Here is a 19,222-nt window from a genome sequence, read left to right as displayed (position 1 = left end):
CTTGGCGGTTCGATAGGCTTTACTCTTAATTGTTTTCATGCAAAAAACTGTTGTTCTCAACGTAGTCGGCTTAACACCCAGCCTCTTAGGTAAACACACACCCCTTCTTTCTAGCTGGGCAAAAAAAGGCCAAGTCATCCCAATTACACCAATATTACCCGCTGTCACCTGCACAGCCCAAGCAACTTATCTTACAGGAAAGTCACCTAGCGAACATGGAATTGTCGCTAATGGTTGGTACTTTCGAGATGAGTGTGAAATTAAATTTTGGCGACAGTCTAATAAACTCGTCCAGACTCCCAAAATGTGGGAAATGGCGAAAGCGCTAGATCCCAACTTTACCTGCGCCAACTTGTTTTGGTGGTACAACATGTACTCATCGGTAGACTATGCAGTTACCCCCAGACCGATGTATCCTGCCGATGGGAGAAAAATTCCTGATATTCATACGCAACCGGGAAATTTGCGATCGCAATTACAAACCAAACTCGGTCAATTTCCTTTATTCAATTTCTGGGGGCCTAACACATCTATTCGTGCTACCCAATGGATTGCAGATGCAGCCAAGTGTGTTGAAGAACGCCATAACCCTACGCTGTCACTAGTTTATTTACCACATCTCGATTACTGCTTACAAAAATTTGGCCCTGATGTAGATAAAGTAGCTGAAGATTTACAAGCAATTGATAGAGTTTGTGGTGATTTGATTCAATACTACGAAAATCGCGGCGCTCAAGTTATTGTTTTGTCAGAATATGGAATTACATCAGTATCGCAACCGATTCACCTCAATCGGATGTTGCGAGAACAAGGCTTGCTAACAGTACGTGAAGAACTGGGACGAGAATTATTAGATGCTGGTGCGAGTAAAGCGTTTGCTGTCGCCGATCATCAAATTGCTCATGTTTATGTCAACGATCCGTTTTATATTCCGAAAGTGCGATCGCTTTTAGAAGAAACTGAAGGAGTTGCATACGTTTTAGATGATACCGACAAGTTAGCTTATGGTTTGGCTCATTCTAGATCGGGAGAATTAATTGCAGTAGCCCAACCTGATGCTTGGTTTACTTATTATTATTGGCTTGACGATCGCCGCGCCCCAGATTTTGCCAATACTGTTGATATTCACCGCAAACCTGGTTACGATCCTGTAGAACTTTTTATTGACCCCAAAATCAAACTTCCTAAAGCAAAAATTGGACTCAAACTTTTAAAGAAACAACTAGGATTTCGCTACTTGATGGATGTTATTCCTTTGGATGCTTCTTTAGTACGTGGTTCTCATGGTTGTCTTGCGCCTTCTCCTGCTGAGGGGCCGTTATTAATTACCAATCAAGCTCACTTATTAGACACTGATTCAATCCAAGCAAGTGATGTTTGTCAATTAATTCTTGGACATTTAAGTAAAAATGGCAATACATAATATTGCTGTTTTTAGTTTCCTCATTTTTTCAGGAGATAAATCTTCCCTAAATAGATTTTTTATATATCTTTAGGAAGAGGCGGTATTTTCCAGTAAGGATTTTATAAATTTTACTAAAAAAGCATCATCAACAACGAATAAATTGATACCTCAATCGAAAAAATTATCAATGTGTTATCTGCATGATATTTAGTAAACTTTAATCATACAAAGCAAACACAAATTTTTTAATTACTTTTTAAATAAAGAGAAACTGAAACAAGACAAATGTAGTTAGATTCCTATCTAGCTATACTAATTTTTTGGTTCTTAAATTAACTAATAATCTAATGATTAATGGCTTTTGACTAATAACTGTTCCAGAGAAATCATCTATGATTATTGACTCCCATTCCTACACAACCCTTGGTGGTGTTTGTATTTCTCGTTCCATCACAGAAGTAAAGATAGAAACTGCCCTTGAAGATATTCTATTTTACTTAAATTCTCAACGTGGAGGTTTGTTAAATAGTAGCTACGAATATCCAGGAAGATATAAAAGATGGGCAATTGGATTTGTCAATCCGCCACTAGAATTGACAACCAGAGAAAATACTTTCACATTGACAGCCTTGAACGATCGCGGTCAAGTTCTTTTACCTTTATTTTTAGAGAAACTCTCGCAATCACAGCAAGTTCAGGATGTCAACCAAGCTAAAGATTACATCACAGGATTGGTAAAACCTACCAAACAATTCTTTGCTGAAGAAGAACGCAGTAAACAACCTTCGGCATTTGCAGTTGTGCGCGAAATCCTCCATACTTTCTCTAGTCATGAAGACGAACATCTAGGATTGTATGGTGCGTTTGGCTATGATTTAGTTTTTCAGTTTGAACCAATTACCCAATGTTTAGAACGTCCTACAGATCAACGTGATTTATTACTTTACTTACCTGATGAATTAATAGTAGTCGATTACTACCAACAACGGGCATTTTGTCTGCAATACGAATTTGAAACAAAGTATGGCAGTACTTGTAATTTGCCTAGAACAGGTGAATCTATTGATTATCGCGGCAAACGTTTAGTTCCAACTCAAATTGCTGACCATAAAGTAGGCGAGTATGCCAAGCAGCAAGTTGAAAGTGCCCTCGATTATTTCCGCCGGGGTGATTTATTTGAAGTAGTTCCGAGTCAAAGTTTTTTTGCAGCTTGTGAAGAGGAACCCAGTAAACTATTTGAAACCTTAAAACAAATCAATCCCAGTCCTTATGGGTTTATTTTTAACTTAGGTGGAGAATACATAATTGGTGCATCTCCAGAAATGTTTGTGCGGGTTGAGGGTAGACGTGTAGAAACTTGTCCAATTAGTGGCACTATTAGCCGGGGACAAGATGCCATTGATGATGCTGTGCAAATTCGTCAATTACTCAATTCACACAAAGATGAAGCTGAGTTAACCATGTGTACAGACGTTGACCGCAACGACAAATCACGGATTTGTGAACCAGGTTCAGTACAAGTGATTGGTCGTCGCCAAATTGAATTGTACAGTCACTTGATCCATACAGTCGATCATGTCGAAGGTACACTGCGATCGCAATTTGATGCTTTAGATGCGTTTCTCAGTCATACTTGGGCAGTGACAGTCACTGGCGCACCCAAAAGAGCTGCTATAGAATTTATCGAACAGCATGAACGCAGCGCCCGACGTTGGTATGGTGGAGCTGTTGGCTATTTAAACTTCAACGGCAACTTAAACACTGGCTTAATCTTGCGGACAATTCGATTAAAAGATGCGATCGCCGAAGTGCGAGTTGGTGCTACAGTCCTTTATGACTCCATACCCCAAGCCGAAGAACAAGAAACCATTACCAAAGCTGCGGCTTTATTTGAAACGATTCGTCGCGTAAAACAAACGAGTGAGAAAACAGGTGATCGCACTTCGATAAAATTAAGTAAAAGTTCCTCAAATGTGGAATCTGACAAACGTGTTTTGCTAATAGATCACGAAGATTCATTTGTACATACACTAGCCAATTACATTCGCCAAACTGGCGCAAGTGTCACAACCTTACGTCATGGCTTTTGCGAATCACTATTCGACACAGAACGCCCTGATTTAGTTGTATTGTCTCCTGGCCCTGGTAGACCAAGTGATTTTCTAGTTCCAGAGATGGTTCATGCTTGTATCCGTCGCCAAATTCCCATTTTTGGAGTTTGTTTAGGACTACAAGGCATCGTCGAGGCTTTCGGCGGACAACTCGGAGTTCTCAACTATCCCCAACATGGTAAATCCTCGCGGATTTTCGTCACCGACTCAGATTCTGTTCTCTTTAAGAACTTACCAGAATCTTTTACAGTAGGTAGATACCACTCATTGTTTGCTATCCCACAACAGTTGCCAAGAGAACTTAACGTCACAGCGATTTCTGATGATGACGTAATTATGGCTATTGAACATAAAGCACTTCCGATTGCTGCTGTGCAATTTCATCCAGAATCCATCATGACCTTAAATGGTAAAGTTGGTTTGGCAATGATTCAAAACGTGGTACATAAATATACGCAGACTAGAGAGTTATTGGGCACGGGGCATCCCTTTGGGAATTAAAAATTAAAAATTAAATCGAATCAGTTCAATTTTTAATTCTTGATTTTTCATTGAGCGAAGCATGGGCTTAGCCCCTAATCCCTAACCCCTAGCCCCTTTTATGATGAACAAAATTACCCCTCCTAGTCATATTCTTGAAGAAATTGTGCGGCATAAAAAGCAGGAAGTTGCACAAATGCAGCAGGCACTGCCTTTAGAATCTTTGCAAAATCAATTAGATTATGCCGCCCCTGTGCGAAATTTCTTGACTGCTTTGCAACAAAATCCCCACCGACCTAGCTTAATTGCCGAAGTTAAAAAAGCCTCACCGAGTCGCGGAGTCATCCGAGAGGATTTTGACCCAGTGGCTATCGCTACCGCTTATGAACGAGGTGGCGCGGCTTGTTTATCAATTTTGACTGACGAGAAGTTTTTTCAAGGCAGTTTTGGTAATCTACGGAGTGTGCGATCGCAAGTTGCATTACCTTTACTGTGTAAAGAGTTCATCATTGACCCTTATCAAATTTATTTAGCACGAACCGCTGGCGCTGATGCAGTGTTATTGATTGCTGCAATCTTGAGCGGTCAACAACTCCAGGACTTTTTGCAAGTGATTCACAATTTAGACATGACTGCGCTGGTAGAAGTCCATACTATTGCTGAACTAGATCGGGTGCTGAAACTTAAAGACTTACGTTTATTAGGAATCAACAACCGTAATTTAGACAATTTTACAGTTGATTTAGCCACAACACAGCTACTTTTGGCACAGCGGCAACAACAAATGCAAAACTTGGGGATTACCGTTGTCAGTGAGTCGGGATTATATACACCTGCTGATTTGTCTGTTGTTGCTGAGGCTGGCGCACGTGCAGTTTTAGTAGGAGAGTCTTTAATTAAGCAAAGCGATATAGAACAAGCTGTGCGTAATCTTTTGAGCCTTGTTTAAATTCAATACTGATGTGAGAGGTAGAAGACTCAACAATGAAGCTTAAAGACTCAACGATGAAGCTTAAAGACTCAACGATGGAGTTTAAAGCATCAACGATGGAGTTTAAAGCATCAACGATGGAGTTTAAAGCATTAACGATGAAGCTTAAAGCATCAACGATGAAGCTCAAAGCCTCAACGATGAAGCTTAAAGCCTCAACAACAAAAAATATAGCGTAGCTATTGCTAATTGTTGATTATTCCAAAACTATTAACTAATTTTCAGAATGACTTCTATCTCCGATTCCTTTCAAACTTTACGTCAGCAGCAAAAGTGTGCTTTGATTCCCTTCATCACCGCTGGCGATCCTAATTTAGAAACCACCGCCGAAGCTTTACGCATCTTAGATCGCAATGGTGCTGACTTCATCGAGTTGGGCGTTCCTTATTCCGATCCTTTAGCAGACGGGCCAGTAATTCAAGCCGCCGCCACTCGCGCTTTACAAAGAGGCACAAAATTAGAGCAAGTTCTCCAGATGTTGCAAACTGTGAGTCCTAGCCTAAAAGCACCAATCATCTTATTTACTTACTACAACCCCATTTTGCACCGGGGTATCAAGACATTTTTAACAGAAATTGCCGCCGCCGGAGTGCAAGGGTTAGTAGTACCAGACCTACCCTTAGAAGAAGCAAAACAATTAATACAGACCGCAGCATCTTTTGAAATTGAAGTCATTTTACTCGTAGCTCCTACCAGTTCTCAAGATCGGATTATTGCGATTGCTCGTCAATCTCAGGGATTTATCTACCTCGTGAGTGTAACAGGTGTAACAGGTGTACGTTCTCAAATCCAAAACCGCGTGAAACATCTGATCACAGACTTACGCAGCGTCACCGACAAACCCATCGGCGTTGGTTTTGGCATCTCAGGGCCAGAACAAGCACATCAAATCAAAGAATGGGGTGCAGACGCAGTAATTGTTGGTAGCGCCTTCGTCAACCGCCTCGCCCAAGGTACTCCCACCGAAGGACTACAAGCCATAGAACAACTTTGTCGCGAACTCAAAACAGCAATAACCCCCGCATCCCTGCAACAAGTTGGTGTTGCTAAGTAAAAAATCTTGGTATTTTTCTACCTTTGCGTCTTTGCGCCTTTGCGTGAGCTTTTTCTAAAAAGAGAAAGAGTAACGAACCGCCAAGACGCCAAGAGCGCCAAGGAAGAAACACCAAGAAAATCTTAGCTTTAGTGTAAGTTCTCAAAAATATCAAGCAAGGATTTTAACCAGTGGTCAGCATACAAGACATCAAAACAACAACTCAACAACCAGACTCCCTAGGCAGATTTGGCAAATTCGGCGGTAAATACGTCCCCGAAACCTTAATGCCTGCCCTAGCAGAACTAGAAACAGCATATCAACAATATCGCCACGACCCCAACTTCCAAGCCCAACTGCAAAACCTCCTACGAGATTACGTCGGACGACCCAGCCCATTATATTTTGCTGAACGCCTCACAAAACGCTACGCTAGACCTGATGGCACAGGAGCGCAAATTTACTTAAAACGCGAAGACTTAAATCACACAGGCGCTCACAAAATTAATAACGCATTAGCTCAGGCACTACTAGCCAAGCGTATGGGTAAACAGCGAATTATTGCCGAAACCGGAGCCGGACAGCACGGAGTAGCAACTGCAACCGTATGTGCACTGTTTGGTCTGGAATGCGTAATTTACATGGGCATCCACGACATGGAACGACAATCCCTCAACGTATTTCGGATGAAGTTGATGGGAGCAGAAGTTCGCCCCGTAGAAGCAGGAACAGGAACCCTCAAAGATGCCACCTCAGAAGCGATTCGGGATTGGGTGACGAATGTCGAAACCACCCATTACATCTTAGGTTCCGTGGCTGGCCCCCACCCCTACCCAATGATGGTGCGTGATTTCCATGCCGTCATTGGTCAAGAAACACGCGCTCAATGTCAAGAAAAATGGGGAGGACTACCGGATATTTTACTTGCTTGCGTGGGTGGCGGTTCCAATGCGATCGGATTATTCCATGAATTTATGGATGAATCTGCTGTACGGATGATTGGAGTTGAAGCGGCCGGTGAAGGTGTAGATACCCAAAAACACGCAGCAACTCTGACACGAGGACAAGTTGGAGTTTTACACGGTGCAATGAGTTACCTATTGCAAGATGATGATGGTCAAATAATTGAAGCACATTCAATTAGTGCAGGCTTAGACTATCCTGGCGTAGGGCCTGAGCATAGTTATTTAAAGGATCTGGGTCGTGCCGAATATTACAGCGTCACCGATAAACAAGCTTTAGATGCATTTCAGAAGCTTTCCCAACTAGAAGGAATTATCCCAGCTTTAGAAACTGCTCATGCGATCGCTTATTTAGAAATTCTTTGTCCTCAGCTCGATGGTAATCCCAAAATTGTCATCAATTGCTCTGGTAGAGGTGACAAAGATGTACAAACTGTGGCGAAAGTCCTTAAATAATTCGTAATTCGTAATGATAGCTGCAACTCAAACTCCACCGGATAATATCTCTGTAACTGTTGATGATTACGACTGGCCAAGTTTATTACAACAGTTGTTTGCTCGGCAATCTTTAACTCGCACTCAAGCTGCTGATTTAATGCAAGGTTGGCTTCAAGATGCTATTCCTCCCGTTTTATCAGGGGCGATTTTAGCGGCAATTCAAGCTAAAGGGGTATCTGCCGAAGAATTAGTAGGCATGGCCAGTGTCTTACAATCTCAATCTTCTTCCTCTAGTTCCCAGTCTTCATTCCCTTTAATTGACACCTGTGGAACTGGTGGAGATGGCGCTTCAACTTTTAATATTTCCACTGCTGTAGCTTTTGTGGCTGCGGCGGCTGGGGTGAAAGTTGCCAAACATGGTAATCGTTCTGCATCTAGTAAGACTGGTTCCGCTGATGTGTTGGAAGCTTTGGGTATTAATCTCAATGCTAGCCCTGAAAAAGTGCAAGCAGCAGTGGGCGAAATTGGCATCACGTTTTTGTTTGCTCCTGGTTGGCATCCCGCACTGAAGGCGGTTGCTGCTTTGCGAAAAACTTTGAAGGTGCGGACTATTTTTAATCTGTTGGGGCCTTTGGTTAATCCCATGCGACCGACGGGACAAATTATTGGTGTGAACGATCCGCTGTTAATAGAAGAAATAGCTCAAGCTTTATCGCAGTTGGGATGCCGAAGTGCGATCGCTCTCCACGGACGCGAACGTTTAGATGAGGCTGGTTTAGCGGATGTCACTGATTTAGCTGTACTCCAAGAAAAAAAGGTACGATGTCTAACACTAAATCCTCAAGAACTGGGTTTGAGTCCTGCACCAACTACAGCATTGCGGGGTGGAGATGTCCAAGAAAATGCGGAAATCTTAAAGGCAGTTTTGCAAGGAAAAGGTACTCAAGCGCAGCAAGATGTAGTCGCTTTAAATACAGCCTTAGCCCTGCAAGTTGGTGAAGCGATCGCTGGCGAAACAGATATTTTAGCAGGTTGCATCAAAGGTATTGTCCTGGCTAAAGAAGTTCTACGAAGCGGTGCTGCTTGGACAAAATTAGAACAACTCGCCGAATTTTTGCACGATTCTTAACCACTGACAACTGACCACTGACAACTGACCACTGACAACTGACAACTAACAACCGACAAAGGAAAAATCAAATGATTGTAGTACTTAAAACTGGTACACCTGCAGAGGAAATTACTCGCCTAACCAAAGAACTAAGTGACACTTGGGAAGTAAAAGTAGAAAAAAGCATCGGCAAGCATAAAGTTGTTCTAGGAATGATTGGTGAAACAGCAACTCTTGATCGGCTGCAAATTCAGGAGTTTAGCCCTTGGATTGAACAAGTATTGCGAGTAGAAAAACCTTTCAAGCGGGTTAGTCGAGAATTTCGACATGGAGAAGCTAGCGAGGTCGTTGTTTCCACACCCAACGGTCACGTTTCTTTCGGAGAACATCATCCGATTGTGGTGGTAGCTGGGCCTTGTTCTGTGGAAAATGAAGCGATGATTGTAGAGACAGCCAAGCGGGTAAAGACCGCAGGAGCAAAGTTTCTACGTGGGGGAGCTTACAAACCCCGCACCTCACCTTATGCGTTTCAAGGATATGGTGAAAGCGCTTTAGATTTGTTAGCCGCAGCCCGTGAAGCTACAGGTTTGGGTATCATCACAGAACTGATGGATGCTGCTGATTTACCAGCAGTAGCGAGAGTTGCTGATGTCATCCAAATAGGTGCTAGAAATATGCACAACTTCTCGCTGCTAAAGAAAGTCGGCGCTCAAGATAAACCCGTGTTGCTCAAGCGGGGAATGTCCGCCACCATTGATGAGTGGTTGATGGCAGCAGAGTATATTTTGGCATCAGGAAACCCGAATGTAATTCTTTGCGAACGCGGAATTAGAACCTTTGATGGTAAATATGCCCGTAATACTTTAGATTTATCAGTGCTTCCCGTATTGCGATCGCTTACTCATCTCCCAATCATGATCGATCCTAGCCACGGTACTGGTAGATCGGAATATGTTCCTTCGATGGCAATGGCTGCGATCGCAGCTGGTACAGATGCTTTAATGATTGAAGTTCACCCCAATCCCGCAAAAGCTTTATCTGACGGCCCTCAATCTCTCACTCCTGATAAGTTTGACCGCTTGGTTCAAGATATGTCAGTAATTGGCAAAGTCATTGACCGCTGGTCTACGCAGACAGCGAAGACTGCTGAACTGTTACACGTTTAGGTAGCAGGGAGCAACAATCTTGGGAAAAGGTTAAAGGGTAAAGGGTAAAGGATGAAGAAATAAACCCTTTCCCCTTTGCCCTTCTTATCCATGCCCCATTATAAAATTGCCTCAACTTGGGCAATAATCTTAGCAATGCGAAAAATGGCAGCATCTATTAAGGCGATCGCTTGAACAAGAAAGTATCTAATAGTTGCGTCTGGCGATCGCTCCCGAAATACTTAATTATATGAAATACTACCTTGTATACTATTTTCATCTGGTGCTGGACGGTATTGTAACCAAGCAAATAACGCAGATGTCCCCAGAAAAATCAAGGTGATAGTTGCCACAAGTTGAAGCATGATACTGTAACGCATAAGATTGGAATTTTGAATTATAAATGATTAATTGTTAAACAAGGTTGTAGTGTTCCATGTGGATGTTGGTGACAGGGACTCCTAATTCATGCAAAGCCACCTCGACTTGATCCATCATTTTGGGTACAGCACAAATAAAGTAATTTCGCGTTGCAGGACGCTTGGGGATGTAGCGTTCGAGCAGTTCTTTGTCAATGTACCCCGTCTCCCCTGACCATTCCTCTGGTGGTTCTCTTAAAACGTGAATAATTGTCAGGTCTAATGTGTTCTTAAGAGCTTCTAATTCTTCACGATAAGTTATGTCTTCCCAAGTCTTACTTGCATAAATTAATAGCAAGGGGCGTTCATCATCGCGTTCTGCCAAAGTAACGAGCATACTCATAATTGGTGTAATGCCGATACCTCCAGCGATGAAGACAAATCCTGCTGTGTTCTCATAAAGATCTGTGGTAAAAACTCCATAAGGGCCATCCAGATAAGCTTTAGTGCCTGGTTTGACATCTTTGATGGTGTTTGTGAAATCTCCTACAGCCTTAATGCCAAATTCAATACGTTCAGAATTTTCCGCACTGGAAGCAATAGAAAATGGATGTTCCCGCATTCTAAACGGGGAAATTTCTAAGGTGAGCCAAGCGAATTGACCAGGCTGGAAACGTATTCCCTCATGTCCTCTGGGACGCAAAACTAGATTCCAAACATTGCCTTGATGGGGAATTACTGTTTCTACCAAGTAAGGTTTTTTCAACATCAACCAAGGTTTGACTAGGCGGACGTAAATCAACAACCATAGGGCAATTAGTGCAATCCCAGTCCAGAGAACTCCCTTCCAAAACAGCCCCAGATAGTTACCTACACCTAAGGCGTGTCCTAAACCAAATCCAACAGCAATTACAGCTAAGATGCCATGAGCCGTGCGCCAAGGCTCGTAAGGGATTTTCAATTCTTTTCGCCAAATGGAGGTGACAATAATTGCAACTAACGCCAAAGTAGCAATAACTGCCATCCTTGCTCGCCAGGGGGCTTGAATGAAATTTAATAGTTGCAGTGTCTGGGGGTTATCAATGAATAAGATTAACGGATGGGCAAGGATGAAGAAAAATGCAACTATTGAAGTGTAGCGGTGAAACTGAAGAATCAAGTCAATGCCGTATGAAGCTTCTATACGGTTGATGCGCGCAGTCAAAGCAAACTGCATTGCCATCATTGCTAAACCAATGAACCCAAGGGCGACAGAAAATTCTAGCCAAAAACTCCGCTGTTCATTTGATGTTGGTGGGTATAACAGCAAAATCAGTAGGGGTAACAGAATAAGCACGAGATACGCACCTATCCAAGATACCGCTATAGCTACGGGATTTTTCATCAACAAACTTCTCATCAGCGCTGACCTTCTAGTAGAGCGTTAAGGTTAATTTGATGGATAAATCTTCAATAGCAATAGTTTTTTCTTTGTCTCCCTTAGCGTCTAGGTTTGTAGTAAACACTTCAGTGCTTAAAAAACCAAGGACTAAAGCCCTTACTACAAACACGTATCACCATCCAAATTAATGTGATAGATTCTTAGGCTGGCTGCTTCAATGAGGCTTGGGCGCGTCTATTAATTTCCGACCAATTCACCACATTCCACCAATTATTTAAATAATCGGCACGACGGTTCTGATATCTGAGGTAATATGCGTGTTCCCACACGTCATTACCCATAATGGGATACAAACCTTCCATAATCGGGCTGTCCTGATTTGGCGTACTTGTAATTTGCAATTGACCTTGAGGATTACGCACTAACCAAACCCAACCACTACCGAAGCGATCGCTACCTGCTGCATTAAACTGTTTTTGGAAACCTTCAAAATTGCCGAAGGTTTTGTTAATTTCTTCTGCTATTTCTCCTGTTGGTTGCCCACCACCATTTGGACTCATAATTTGCCAAAAAATTGTGTGATTGAGGTGGCCGCCACCGTTGTTGCGTACTGTTGTGCGAATATCTTCTGGTACACTTTCCAAATCCCGGAGTATAGCTTCCACACTTCTGTTTTGCAGGTCTGAATACTTTTTCAAGGCATTATTCAGGTTGTTAACATACGCTGCATGGTGTTTGTCATGATGCAGTTTCATTGTTTCCGCGTCTATCGCTTTCTCTAGTGCGTTATAAGCGTAAGGTAGTTTTGGCAATTGTGCTGGAGAAGCGCTCAGTTCCCGATCAGGATAAGCTACGGGAACAGAAGATGTCGCAGGAGTTTGAGTTGCGACGGATGTGGCTATTGGTGTCCCTGTGACTGATTGTGATTCAACTGTTGGTACTGGCTGACAAGCACCTAGCACCATAAATAGCATTACTCCCATCAATAAATAGCTGATTTTTTGCCGTAAAAAATTCATCATCATTCCTTATTCATCAAATTGTGAGTTTTATTTGGTGCTGTTGTTAATTTTAGAAGATTGGTGCTACAAGTCGCAAAAGTATAGTATTGATTATTGATAAAGCGATTGAACCGATCAAAGCGCTCCAAAAACCCCACCTTAAGCTAAACCCAGGCACTATAGCAGCGGCTAAACCAAAGATAATGGCGTTCAAAACAAAAAAGAACAAGCCTAAGGTAATCAAAATAAAGGGAAAGGTAAAAAATGTCAAAATCGGTAGCAAAAGAGCATTTAAAATTCCAAAAACAGTAGCAGAAATTAACGCCTTACCAAAGTTATCAATCTCCACTCCAATTGGCAGCTTTGAAATAATTAAAAAGCTGACAGTGGTAACTAGCCAAGTAAGTATTAGCCCACCCATAAGAAACTCCTTTATTTCAATGATTTATCAAGTTTCTATTTAGAGTATTAGCAAAGAATGTGAACAAAATTTGACGGTCAAACCAGCTTGTTCGGCAGCTTAAACGTACTGTAATAAACTGCTCATGGAAGGCGTGATAGCAAAACTTTGCCATTACAATTCCTCCAATCTCATTTTATTGATTGAGGCTACCCCTGCTACTCAATTACTGGCATAAGCAATAGTACTGAGAAGAGCATTTTCTGATTGTCGAGAATCTAACCGAGTATGTTGTACTACAATTGGTACATCTGACCTAATCACGCTAGCAAAATCGGTGTCATGAGGAATTGGTTTTGGATCGGTAAGGTCGTTAAAGCGGATGTGTCGTGTGCGTCTAGCGGGAACCGTCACTTGATAAGGGCCCACAGGTTCCTGGTCACTGTAAAAAATCGTCATTTCTACATGGGCATCAGAGTCACCAGCATTGAGGATGCATACAGTTTCATGACTAGTAAATTGAGGTTCTGGGCCGTTGCTGTATGCAGGGATGTATCCTTCAGCTATCGCCCAACAAGTACTTCCTATTGACTGACTCATTAAAAATCTCCTGGTAAAGATCGCACTCTTTTATTGATTAGTTTTCGTCGTGCCTTCGAGAAAATAGTTATATTTCCTAAAATATTGAATGTACTTCTAACAACATCATCATCTACAGCAGTTTGTGCGCCTGTGTTATGTAAACTGCGTAATCCATGTAAAAGTTTTTCATGTTTGATTGGCTACAAGCTCTGAACAAGATTAAATAATATTATTGATTTCGACTTCTGCCAGTAGAAGTAGTTTTTATAGTTTTCTATAAATAACAGACAATTTTTATTGCTCTGTTTTTAGCATTAACAATAAATGTGATTAAAAAGTGACAGCGACGAGCAATAATTCAATTTTTTAGAGTAAAAACACACTACTTGTGACCACTTTGTTGCCATAAATCTAGTGTTACGGCATAATACACCACATCTGTGTTGTAGAAGTGGGCATCTTTTTCGTATTTCATGCCAATTTTCTGAATCACCCGCACTGAAGCAATGTTTTCTGGATGAGCGATCGCCACTATTCGATTTAGTCCTACTTCCCAAAAACCGTAATTTAATGTAGCTATAGATGCTTCTGTACCTAGTCCCCGATTCCAATAAGATTTGTTTAATACATAGCCAAGTTCAACTTCCGGGGTATTTTCTAAAAAGCCCAATCCACAGCGGCCAATCATTTTACCGCTATTTTTGTGCATGACTGCCCACATCCCGAAGTTATGGTTTTGCCAATGTTGAATATGTTTACACAAGCTAGCTTCCGTCTGTTCTCTGGTTCTAGGCGATAGATACCTCATAACGTCTGCATCAGTGTAAAGCCCAAACAAATCATTGAAGTCTTCTAAGGTGAAGTGTCTCAGCCGCAGTCTTGCGGTTTCTATCTCAGGCATGGCATCAAAATAAACATGGGGATGCTAGATTAAAAACGTGTTTTTCGGATTGCAAAAATTAATATAATGCTCTTACTATGAGCATCTACCAATCCTTCAAAAAATCTTACAGAAAAAGCCGCGAGCGTAGCAATGACTGGCGGTTATTTCTGCGTTTATTACCCTATGTCCGTAATAGCAGAGGAATACTGGCACTAGTAATGGGTTTACTTGTGCTGGTAGCTATAGCAGGGGCTGTACAGCCTCTGCTAATTGGACAGATTATTTCTCTAATTCGCAATGAACCAAGCACCTACGAATTTCTCAAAAATCGCCCCTTGGGGCAAGGGTTAAACATTCTTTTAGGGTTGCTGCTGGTTGCAATTACTACACGACTGATAATAACAGGTGTTCAGGGTTATCTACTACAGAAGCTAGGACAACAAATCACAGCTGCAATTCGCCGAGACTTGTTCCATCACGTAACATCTCTAGCAGTGCGTTTTTTTGATCGCACACCCGTAGGTAAGTTAATTACTAGACTGACCAGTGACGTAGAAGTATTGGGAGATGTCTTTTCTACTGGGGCGATCGGGATTGTATCCAATATATTTTCTATGTTAGTAATCATTGGCGTGATGGTTTCTATTCAATGGCAACTTGCTTGCTTGCTGTTGTTGATGCTTTTACCTATCACCTCAATGATTATTTACTTTCAGCAGCAGTATCGCCAAGCCAATTACAAAGCACGGGAAGAACTTTCAATTTTGAATTCCCAGCTACAAGAAAATGTGGTTGGGATGAATGTAGTGCAATTGTTCCGACGAGAAAAGTTTAATGCCCAAGTGTTTCGTAACAGCAACGAACGTTACACCGACCAAGTAGATCAAACCATTTTTTATGATTCAGCTGTGTCCGCAACTCTGGAATGGATTGGCTTGGTAGCCATTGCAGGTGTTCTTTGGATGGGTGGTTGGTTACTATTAGGAAATAATCTCACTTTTGGGACTTTATCTGCGTTTGTTTTATATGCCCAAAGATTATTTGATCCTTTGCGCGATTTTGCCGAAAAATTTACTGTCATTCAAGCTGGGTTCACTGCTATTGAACGTGTAAGTGATATTTTGGATGAACCGATAGAAATCCGCGATCGCGCCAATCCGCGTTTTTCTATGTTTGATGCTAAATTTGGCTACATCGATGAGATTGCTGCCGATTTAGAATCGCCAAATCTCGAAACTACACCGGAATTAGGAGAAATCCGCTTTGAACATGTCTGGTTTGCTTACAAAAATGATGATTATGTCATTAAAGACTTAGACTTTATTATTCATCCTGGTGAAAAAGTGGCATTGGTAGGCCCCACTGGCGCAGGTAAAAGTTCAATCATTCGTCTTTTATGCCGCCTCTACGAACCTACTCAAGGACGGATTTTAGTTGATGGCGTAGATATTCGAGAACTACCCCAAGCAGAACTGCGACGCTATCTGGCAGTAATTTTACAAGAAGGCTTTTTGTTTGCTGGCGATGTTAAAAGTAATATTACTTTAGGCGATCGCTATACCTTTGAAGAAATCCAAGAAGCTGCACAAAAAACTAACGTTGCTCAGTTTATTGAACAATTACCCCTAGGATATGATACTCAATTGCGAGAAAGAGGTACAAATATTTCTAGTGGTCAAAAGCAACTTTTAGCCTTCGCCCGTGCAGCTATTCGCAATCCGCAAATATTAATACTAGATGAAGCAACTGCTAGTTTGGATGTAGTGACAGAAGCCTTAATTCAAGAAGCCTTAAACCAGCTTTTATCAAAACGTACTGCAATCATTATCGCTCACCGTTTATCTACAATTCGCAATGTGGATCGGATTTTTGTGTTGAAGCGGGGTGAATTAATCGAACAGGGAAACCATGACGAATTATTACGACAAGGAGGAATGTATGCCACTTTGCACAATTTGCAAATGTTAGGAAGTTAGTTAATTTAAGAATTTGATGCTTTCTTGTTTTTACTAGGAAACTAGAGAAAATTTCTCAGCTTTTAGTGGAAAGCTAGCTTGAGATTTAGATAATTTGCCAGCAATATCAATATAAACCTGGAAACCTACATAGAATCGGAGTTTTTTAATTACGAATTACGAATTACGAATTAGTAGATGAAAACCCTTTTATTTCACAAAATCATGCACTATAAGTTACGATTTTATGAGATACAAGCCAAAGACTATCGACAGTGTATTTGACAAATACAGATTTTTCGGTTGCCTTGCAAGAACTCTTCACCTGTAGAGTCTTTGTTTGATTTTTGACAAATTTAGCCTGGTAAGTGTAGAGAGAACCAGATTTGTCTTCAAAAGTTAGCTCACCTAAAATGGTGTTATTATCTAAACTTTGCTCAATAATTTTACCTGTAACTTTATAATTGAACCAATCCCATCCTTTGTTCAGAATTAATTCTCTTTCTAAAATCTGAATTGGTGGAGGCAAAATTCCCCAGCCTCTATAGACTTTGTTTAGGCATTGAATATCACCAGTACGCGTCAAAATTGACCGGAATGATTCTTGTTCCAGAATGCCATAATATCTTCCTTCTGGTAAGTCTATCGCTGTGGGTGCAAATCGATGTCCGCCAAAATGACTGGATTGCCAAACTCGAATATTGTCTAAGTGTAAATCAGAGATAGTAGCTTTAGCATAAAAATAAAAAGGATTCCCATATCTAGCACAGCATTGATCATGGCTCCCGTGGGTACATACTAAAATATCTCTAGTTATATTTGTTTCTATTTCATATTCCGATAATTTACCCTGTAAATATTGTCTGACTACTTCAGATGCTTGTTCAATATTTGGCAGTTTAAACTCGTGCTTATAATACCCGTAGCTTAGACCTATTTGTTTTTGATAAATCAACAAAGTTGTATGATTTGACTTATGCGATAAATCATTAGCAATTAAAAGAAATCTAATCGGTAATTTAGTGCGGTTTACCTCTTTTACCAAAGTCTGTAAATTTTTTGGTATCCATTTGGAATTAAAAGCTTCTGGCATCCACGGTGGGGGACATTCAATTAGAACATAAGTTTGGTAATTATTCGCACTACCAATAACATCTTCTCCTACTTGCCGTGCATAATCAGAACAAAAAAAAGTATTCATTGATCGTACTCATTAGGTCTACATTGGGGACAAAAGATACAACAAACTAAAATTGTGTTTTGGGTTACATTCTCATAAAATTAAAAAGAACAAAAAAGAATAATCTGCATTTACTAGTTAATACCAAGTAGGCACTTTATAACATCATTTTCCCTAAACGTCTTTGCCATTAATAAAATCTCTACAATAGAGCTAAATAAACTTTAAAAAAAAGTGCCCTTGTTAAATCACTGTTTGACTGACGTTCACTGAACGCCTGAATTTATGGGTATTTATTCTCCTTCCTTAATGATAATAGTTATCAATTGGTATTGGTAAGAATTTTATTTCTATTTACTTTTTGTAACATAGTTTTGTTTATATCCATATATTTTTTTAGAAAAAATGCTATAATCCGTTTTTTTTAAAAGAACCTTTTTGGTTGACTACAAATAGCCATCATGAACTGCGTACACCAGAACTCATGAGAACCTTTATGCCTTAGTGTCTTAGTGGTAAAAAAATCTTGAACCACTAAGACACCAAGTATTTATAAGTCAACTCCCTTCTCTATGAGAGGCTGCACCAACGGCAGAGGGAACTCTTAACGGGCAACAGGCAACAGTTTGTCCGTTCGTTCCCTCTCACCGCCAATGGGTTTAAGTCCCCCACCTATAGGTGGTAAGTCTTCTCTACGAGACGCTGTACGTTCACGTAGTGTCTTGCAGAGAAGACGGGGACTTAAATCCCGCGTCACAGACAGTCCCTGTTCCCTGTTAAAAATGGGATCTATTCCCCATATTGACCGCCTGTTACCTTACCCCGAAAAACAATGTATTGGTAGAGGTTATAAAACAGCATTACAGGGATAAGGAAGCCAATAAAGATAATCATGATTACCAGGGAACTAGGATCAGCAGCGGCTTCATAGATCGTGATCTTAGTAGGAATAATGTAAGGAAAGACAATTAGTCCTAAGCCTAGGAACGTCAACACGAATAGCAGAATTGTCCAGACGAAAGGCGCTCTTTCTTCTTGGCGGCCAAGACTCTGTAAAAGTTGCCAAATTAACCATACTCCCAAAATGGGAATGACAGCAAAAATGTAAACTAAGGGCTGTTGAAACAAACGCGATCGCGCACTTTCATAAATTATTGGTGTTGTAATCGTGATAAAAATAGCACCCATTAAAGTTGTCCAAGCGGCAATTTTGGCAGTTCTATAATGAGTTACCTGCAATTCTCCTGTGGTTTTCCACACTAGATAAGTAGAACCAATCAGCACGTAAGCTTGAATTAACGTCAAAGCTACCAGCACCGAAGGAACACTTAGCCAATCCCAAGTTGTACCAATAAAGTGTCCCGCCTCATCAACGGCGATACCTTTGAGTACAGCACCAAGAGCAAATCCTTGACCGAGTGCAGCCAAAAAACTTCCAGCGCCAAAGGCGAAATTCCAAAAGAATTTGCGATTAGAAAGCTCACGAAACTCAAATGCCACACCCCGAAAAACAAACCCAAACACCATTATGAGAATAGGGATATATAGGGCAGTTAAAATCGTGCCGTAAGCTAAAGGAAATGCCCCAAACAAACCTCCTGCCATCAGCACCAGCCAAGTTTCATTAGCATCCCAGATATTGCTCAAGCTGGTCATTAAGATGCCCCGACGTTCATCATCAGAGGAGGTAAGAGATAATATCCCTACCCCTAAGTCGAACCCGTCTAACATCACATAGAGGAATAAGAAGAGAGCTAAAACCACAAACCATACTTGGGGGAGAAAATAACTTAGCGTCTCCATAT

Annotated in this window: 17 protein-coding genes; 9 read left to right on the top strand and 8 right to left on the bottom strand. The window is 41.1% G+C overall.

The features are described 5' to 3' along the window. The first annotated feature begins 37 nt into the window (after positions 1-37). The 8 genes from I8751_RS17295 (at position 38) to aroF (ending at position 9,697) form a co-directional block, all read left to right on the top strand. A complete protein-coding gene (locus I8751_RS17295; protein ID WP_214440365.1) occupies positions 38-1,423 on the top strand; it encodes an alkaline phosphatase family protein in 1,386 nt (461 codons plus the stop codon). A gap of 374 nt (positions 1,424-1,797) precedes the next feature. Continuing rightward, entirely contained in the window at positions 1,798-4,017 is a 2,220-nt protein-coding gene (locus tag I8751_RS17290; protein ID WP_214440364.1) for an anthranilate synthase, read from the top strand. Positions 4,018-4,117: 100 nt separating this feature from the next. After that, on the top strand, positions 4,118-4,945 hold the full coding sequence (trpC, locus tag I8751_RS17285) for an indole-3-glycerol phosphate synthase TrpC (protein ID WP_214440363.1): 828 nt from the start codon (positions 4,118-4,120) through the stop codon (positions 4,943-4,945). A gap of 35 nt (positions 4,946-4,980) precedes the next feature. Then, entirely contained in the window at positions 4,981-5,166 is a 186-nt protein-coding gene (locus tag I8751_RS17280) for a hypothetical protein (RefSeq protein ID WP_214440362.1), read from the top strand. A 47-nt stretch (positions 5,167-5,213) separates the two neighbouring features. Then, a complete protein-coding gene (trpA, locus tag I8751_RS17275) occupies positions 5,214-6,041 on the top strand; it encodes a tryptophan synthase subunit alpha (RefSeq protein WP_214440361.1) in 828 nt (275 codons plus the stop codon). Positions 6,042-6,211: 170 nt separating this feature from the next. Continuing rightward, positions 6,212-7,438 (top strand): tryptophan synthase subunit beta, encoded by a 1,227-nt coding sequence (trpB, locus tag I8751_RS17270; protein ID WP_214440360.1) that lies wholly within the window; start codon positions 6,212-6,214, stop codon positions 7,436-7,438. Positions 7,439-7,451: 13 nt separating this feature from the next. Then, on the top strand, positions 7,452-8,549 hold the full coding sequence (gene trpD, locus I8751_RS17265; protein ID WP_214440359.1) for an anthranilate phosphoribosyltransferase: 1,098 nt from the start codon (positions 7,452-7,454) through the stop codon (positions 8,547-8,549). A gap of 71 nt (positions 8,550-8,620) precedes the next feature. Continuing rightward, the gene (gene aroF, locus I8751_RS17260) at positions 8,621-9,697 is read left to right on the top strand and encodes a 3-deoxy-7-phosphoheptulonate synthase (protein ID WP_214440358.1); all 1,077 of its coding nucleotides are present in this window, start codon (positions 8,621-8,623) and stop codon (positions 9,695-9,697) included. Between the two features lie 393 nt (positions 9,698-10,090). On the opposite strand, the gene I8751_RS17255 is transcribed toward aroF, so the two are convergent. From I8751_RS17255 to I8751_RS17235, 5 genes are all read right to left on the bottom strand, one after another. Further along, positions 10,091-11,419 (bottom strand): ferredoxin reductase family protein, encoded by a 1,329-nt coding sequence (locus I8751_RS17255; RefSeq protein WP_214440357.1) that lies wholly within the window; start codon positions 11,417-11,419, stop codon positions 10,091-10,093. A gap of 197 nt (positions 11,420-11,616) precedes the next feature. After that, on the bottom strand, positions 11,617-12,438 hold the full coding sequence (locus I8751_RS17250) for a superoxide dismutase (protein WP_318780343.1): 822 nt from the start codon (positions 12,436-12,438) through the stop codon (positions 11,617-11,619). 49 nt (positions 12,439-12,487) lie between these two features. After that, the gene (locus I8751_RS17245; protein WP_214440356.1) at positions 12,488-12,838 is read right to left on the bottom strand and encodes a phage holin family protein; all 351 of its coding nucleotides are present in this window, start codon (positions 12,836-12,838) and stop codon (positions 12,488-12,490) included. Between the two features lie 201 nt (positions 12,839-13,039). Then, positions 13,040-13,417, bottom strand: coding sequence for a sensory rhodopsin transducer (locus I8751_RS17240; RefSeq protein ID WP_214440355.1), 378 nt, complete (start codon positions 13,415-13,417; stop codon positions 13,040-13,042). Between the two features lie 364 nt (positions 13,418-13,781). Beyond that, the gene (locus I8751_RS17235) at positions 13,782-14,300 is read right to left on the bottom strand and encodes a GNAT family N-acetyltransferase (protein WP_214440354.1); all 519 of its coding nucleotides are present in this window, start codon (positions 14,298-14,300) and stop codon (positions 13,782-13,784) included. 77 nt (positions 14,301-14,377) lie between these two features. On the opposite strand from I8751_RS17235, the gene I8751_RS17230 reads away from it, so the two are divergent. After that, on the top strand, positions 14,378-16,258 hold the full coding sequence (locus tag I8751_RS17230; protein WP_214440353.1) for an ABC transporter ATP-binding protein: 1,881 nt from the start codon (positions 14,378-14,380) through the stop codon (positions 16,256-16,258). Positions 16,259-16,460: 202 nt separating this feature from the next. On the opposite strand, the gene I8751_RS17225 is transcribed toward I8751_RS17230, so the two are convergent. The 3 genes from I8751_RS17225 to cydB form a co-directional block, all read right to left on the bottom strand. Then, positions 16,461-17,438, bottom strand: a complete 978-nt coding sequence (locus I8751_RS17225; protein WP_214440352.1) for a sucrase ferredoxin — start codon at positions 17,436-17,438, stop codon at positions 16,461-16,463. Between the two features lie 583 nt (positions 17,439-18,021). Continuing rightward, positions 18,022-18,174 carry a hypothetical protein gene (locus tag I8751_RS17220; RefSeq protein WP_214440351.1) on the bottom strand — a complete coding sequence of 51 codons (153 nt, stop codon included), beginning with the start codon at positions 18,172-18,174 and terminating at the stop codon, positions 18,022-18,024. A gap of 32 nt (positions 18,175-18,206) precedes the next feature. Beyond that, positions 18,207-19,220, bottom strand: a complete 1,014-nt coding sequence (gene cydB / locus I8751_RS17215) for a cytochrome d ubiquinol oxidase subunit II (RefSeq protein WP_214440350.1) — start codon at positions 19,218-19,220, stop codon at positions 18,207-18,209. Between the last annotated feature and the right edge of the window lie 2 nt (positions 19,221-19,222).

This window comes from Atlanticothrix silvestris CENA357 (genome assembly GCF_016056295.1).
GTDB lineage: Bacteria > Cyanobacteriota > Cyanobacteriia > Cyanobacteriales > Nostocaceae > Atlanticothrix > Atlanticothrix silvestris.
Note: the sequence above shows the minus strand (reverse complement) of the source record. Positions and strands in the feature narration are given on the sequence as shown.

Bases quoted from the DNA above. Each gene is read 5' to 3' on its own strand.
- trpA (WP_214440361.1), top strand. From the start codon at position 5,214: ATGACTTCTATCTCCGATTCCTTTCAAACTTTACGTCAGCAGCAAAAG.
- I8751_RS17295 (WP_214440365.1), top strand. From the start codon at position 38: ATGCAAAAAACTGTTGTTCTCAACGTAGTCGGCTTAACACCCAGCCTC.
- trpD (WP_214440359.1), top strand. From the start codon at position 7,452: ATGATAGCTGCAACTCAAACTCCACCGGATAATATCTCTGTAACTGTT.
- I8751_RS17230 (WP_214440353.1), top strand. From the start codon at position 14,378: ATGAGCATCTACCAATCCTTCAAAAAATCTTACAGAAAAAGCCGCGAG.
- I8751_RS17250 (WP_318780343.1), bottom strand. From the start codon at position 12,438: ATGATGAATTTTTTACGGCAAAAAATCAGCTATTTATTGATGGGAGTA.
- trpC (WP_214440363.1), top strand. From the start codon at position 4,118: ATGATGAACAAAATTACCCCTCCTAGTCATATTCTTGAAGAAATTGTG.
- I8751_RS17235 (WP_214440354.1), bottom strand. From the start codon at position 14,300: ATGCCTGAGATAGAAACCGCAAGACTGCGGCTGAGACACTTCACCTTA.
- I8751_RS17255 (WP_214440357.1), bottom strand. From the start codon at position 11,419: ATGAAAAATCCCGTAGCTATAGCGGTATCTTGGATAGGTGCGTATCTC.
- I8751_RS17240 (WP_214440355.1), bottom strand. From the start codon at position 13,417: ATGAGTCAGTCAATAGGAAGTACTTGTTGGGCGATAGCTGAAGGATAC.
- I8751_RS17280 (WP_214440362.1), top strand. From the start codon at position 4,981: ATGAAGCTTAAAGACTCAACGATGAAGCTTAAAGACTCAACGATGGAG.
- I8751_RS17245 (WP_214440356.1), bottom strand. From the start codon at position 12,838: ATGGGTGGGCTAATACTTACTTGGCTAGTTACCACTGTCAGCTTTTTA.
- cydB (WP_214440350.1), bottom strand. From the start codon at position 19,220: ATGGAGACGCTAAGTTATTTTCTCCCCCAAGTATGGTTTGTGGTTTTA.
- aroF (WP_214440358.1), top strand. From the start codon at position 8,621: ATGATTGTAGTACTTAAAACTGGTACACCTGCAGAGGAAATTACTCGC.
- I8751_RS17290 (WP_214440364.1), top strand. From the start codon at position 1,798: ATGATTATTGACTCCCATTCCTACACAACCCTTGGTGGTGTTTGTATT.
- I8751_RS17225 (WP_214440352.1), bottom strand. From the start codon at position 17,438: ATGAATACTTTTTTTTGTTCTGATTATGCACGGCAAGTAGGAGAAGAT.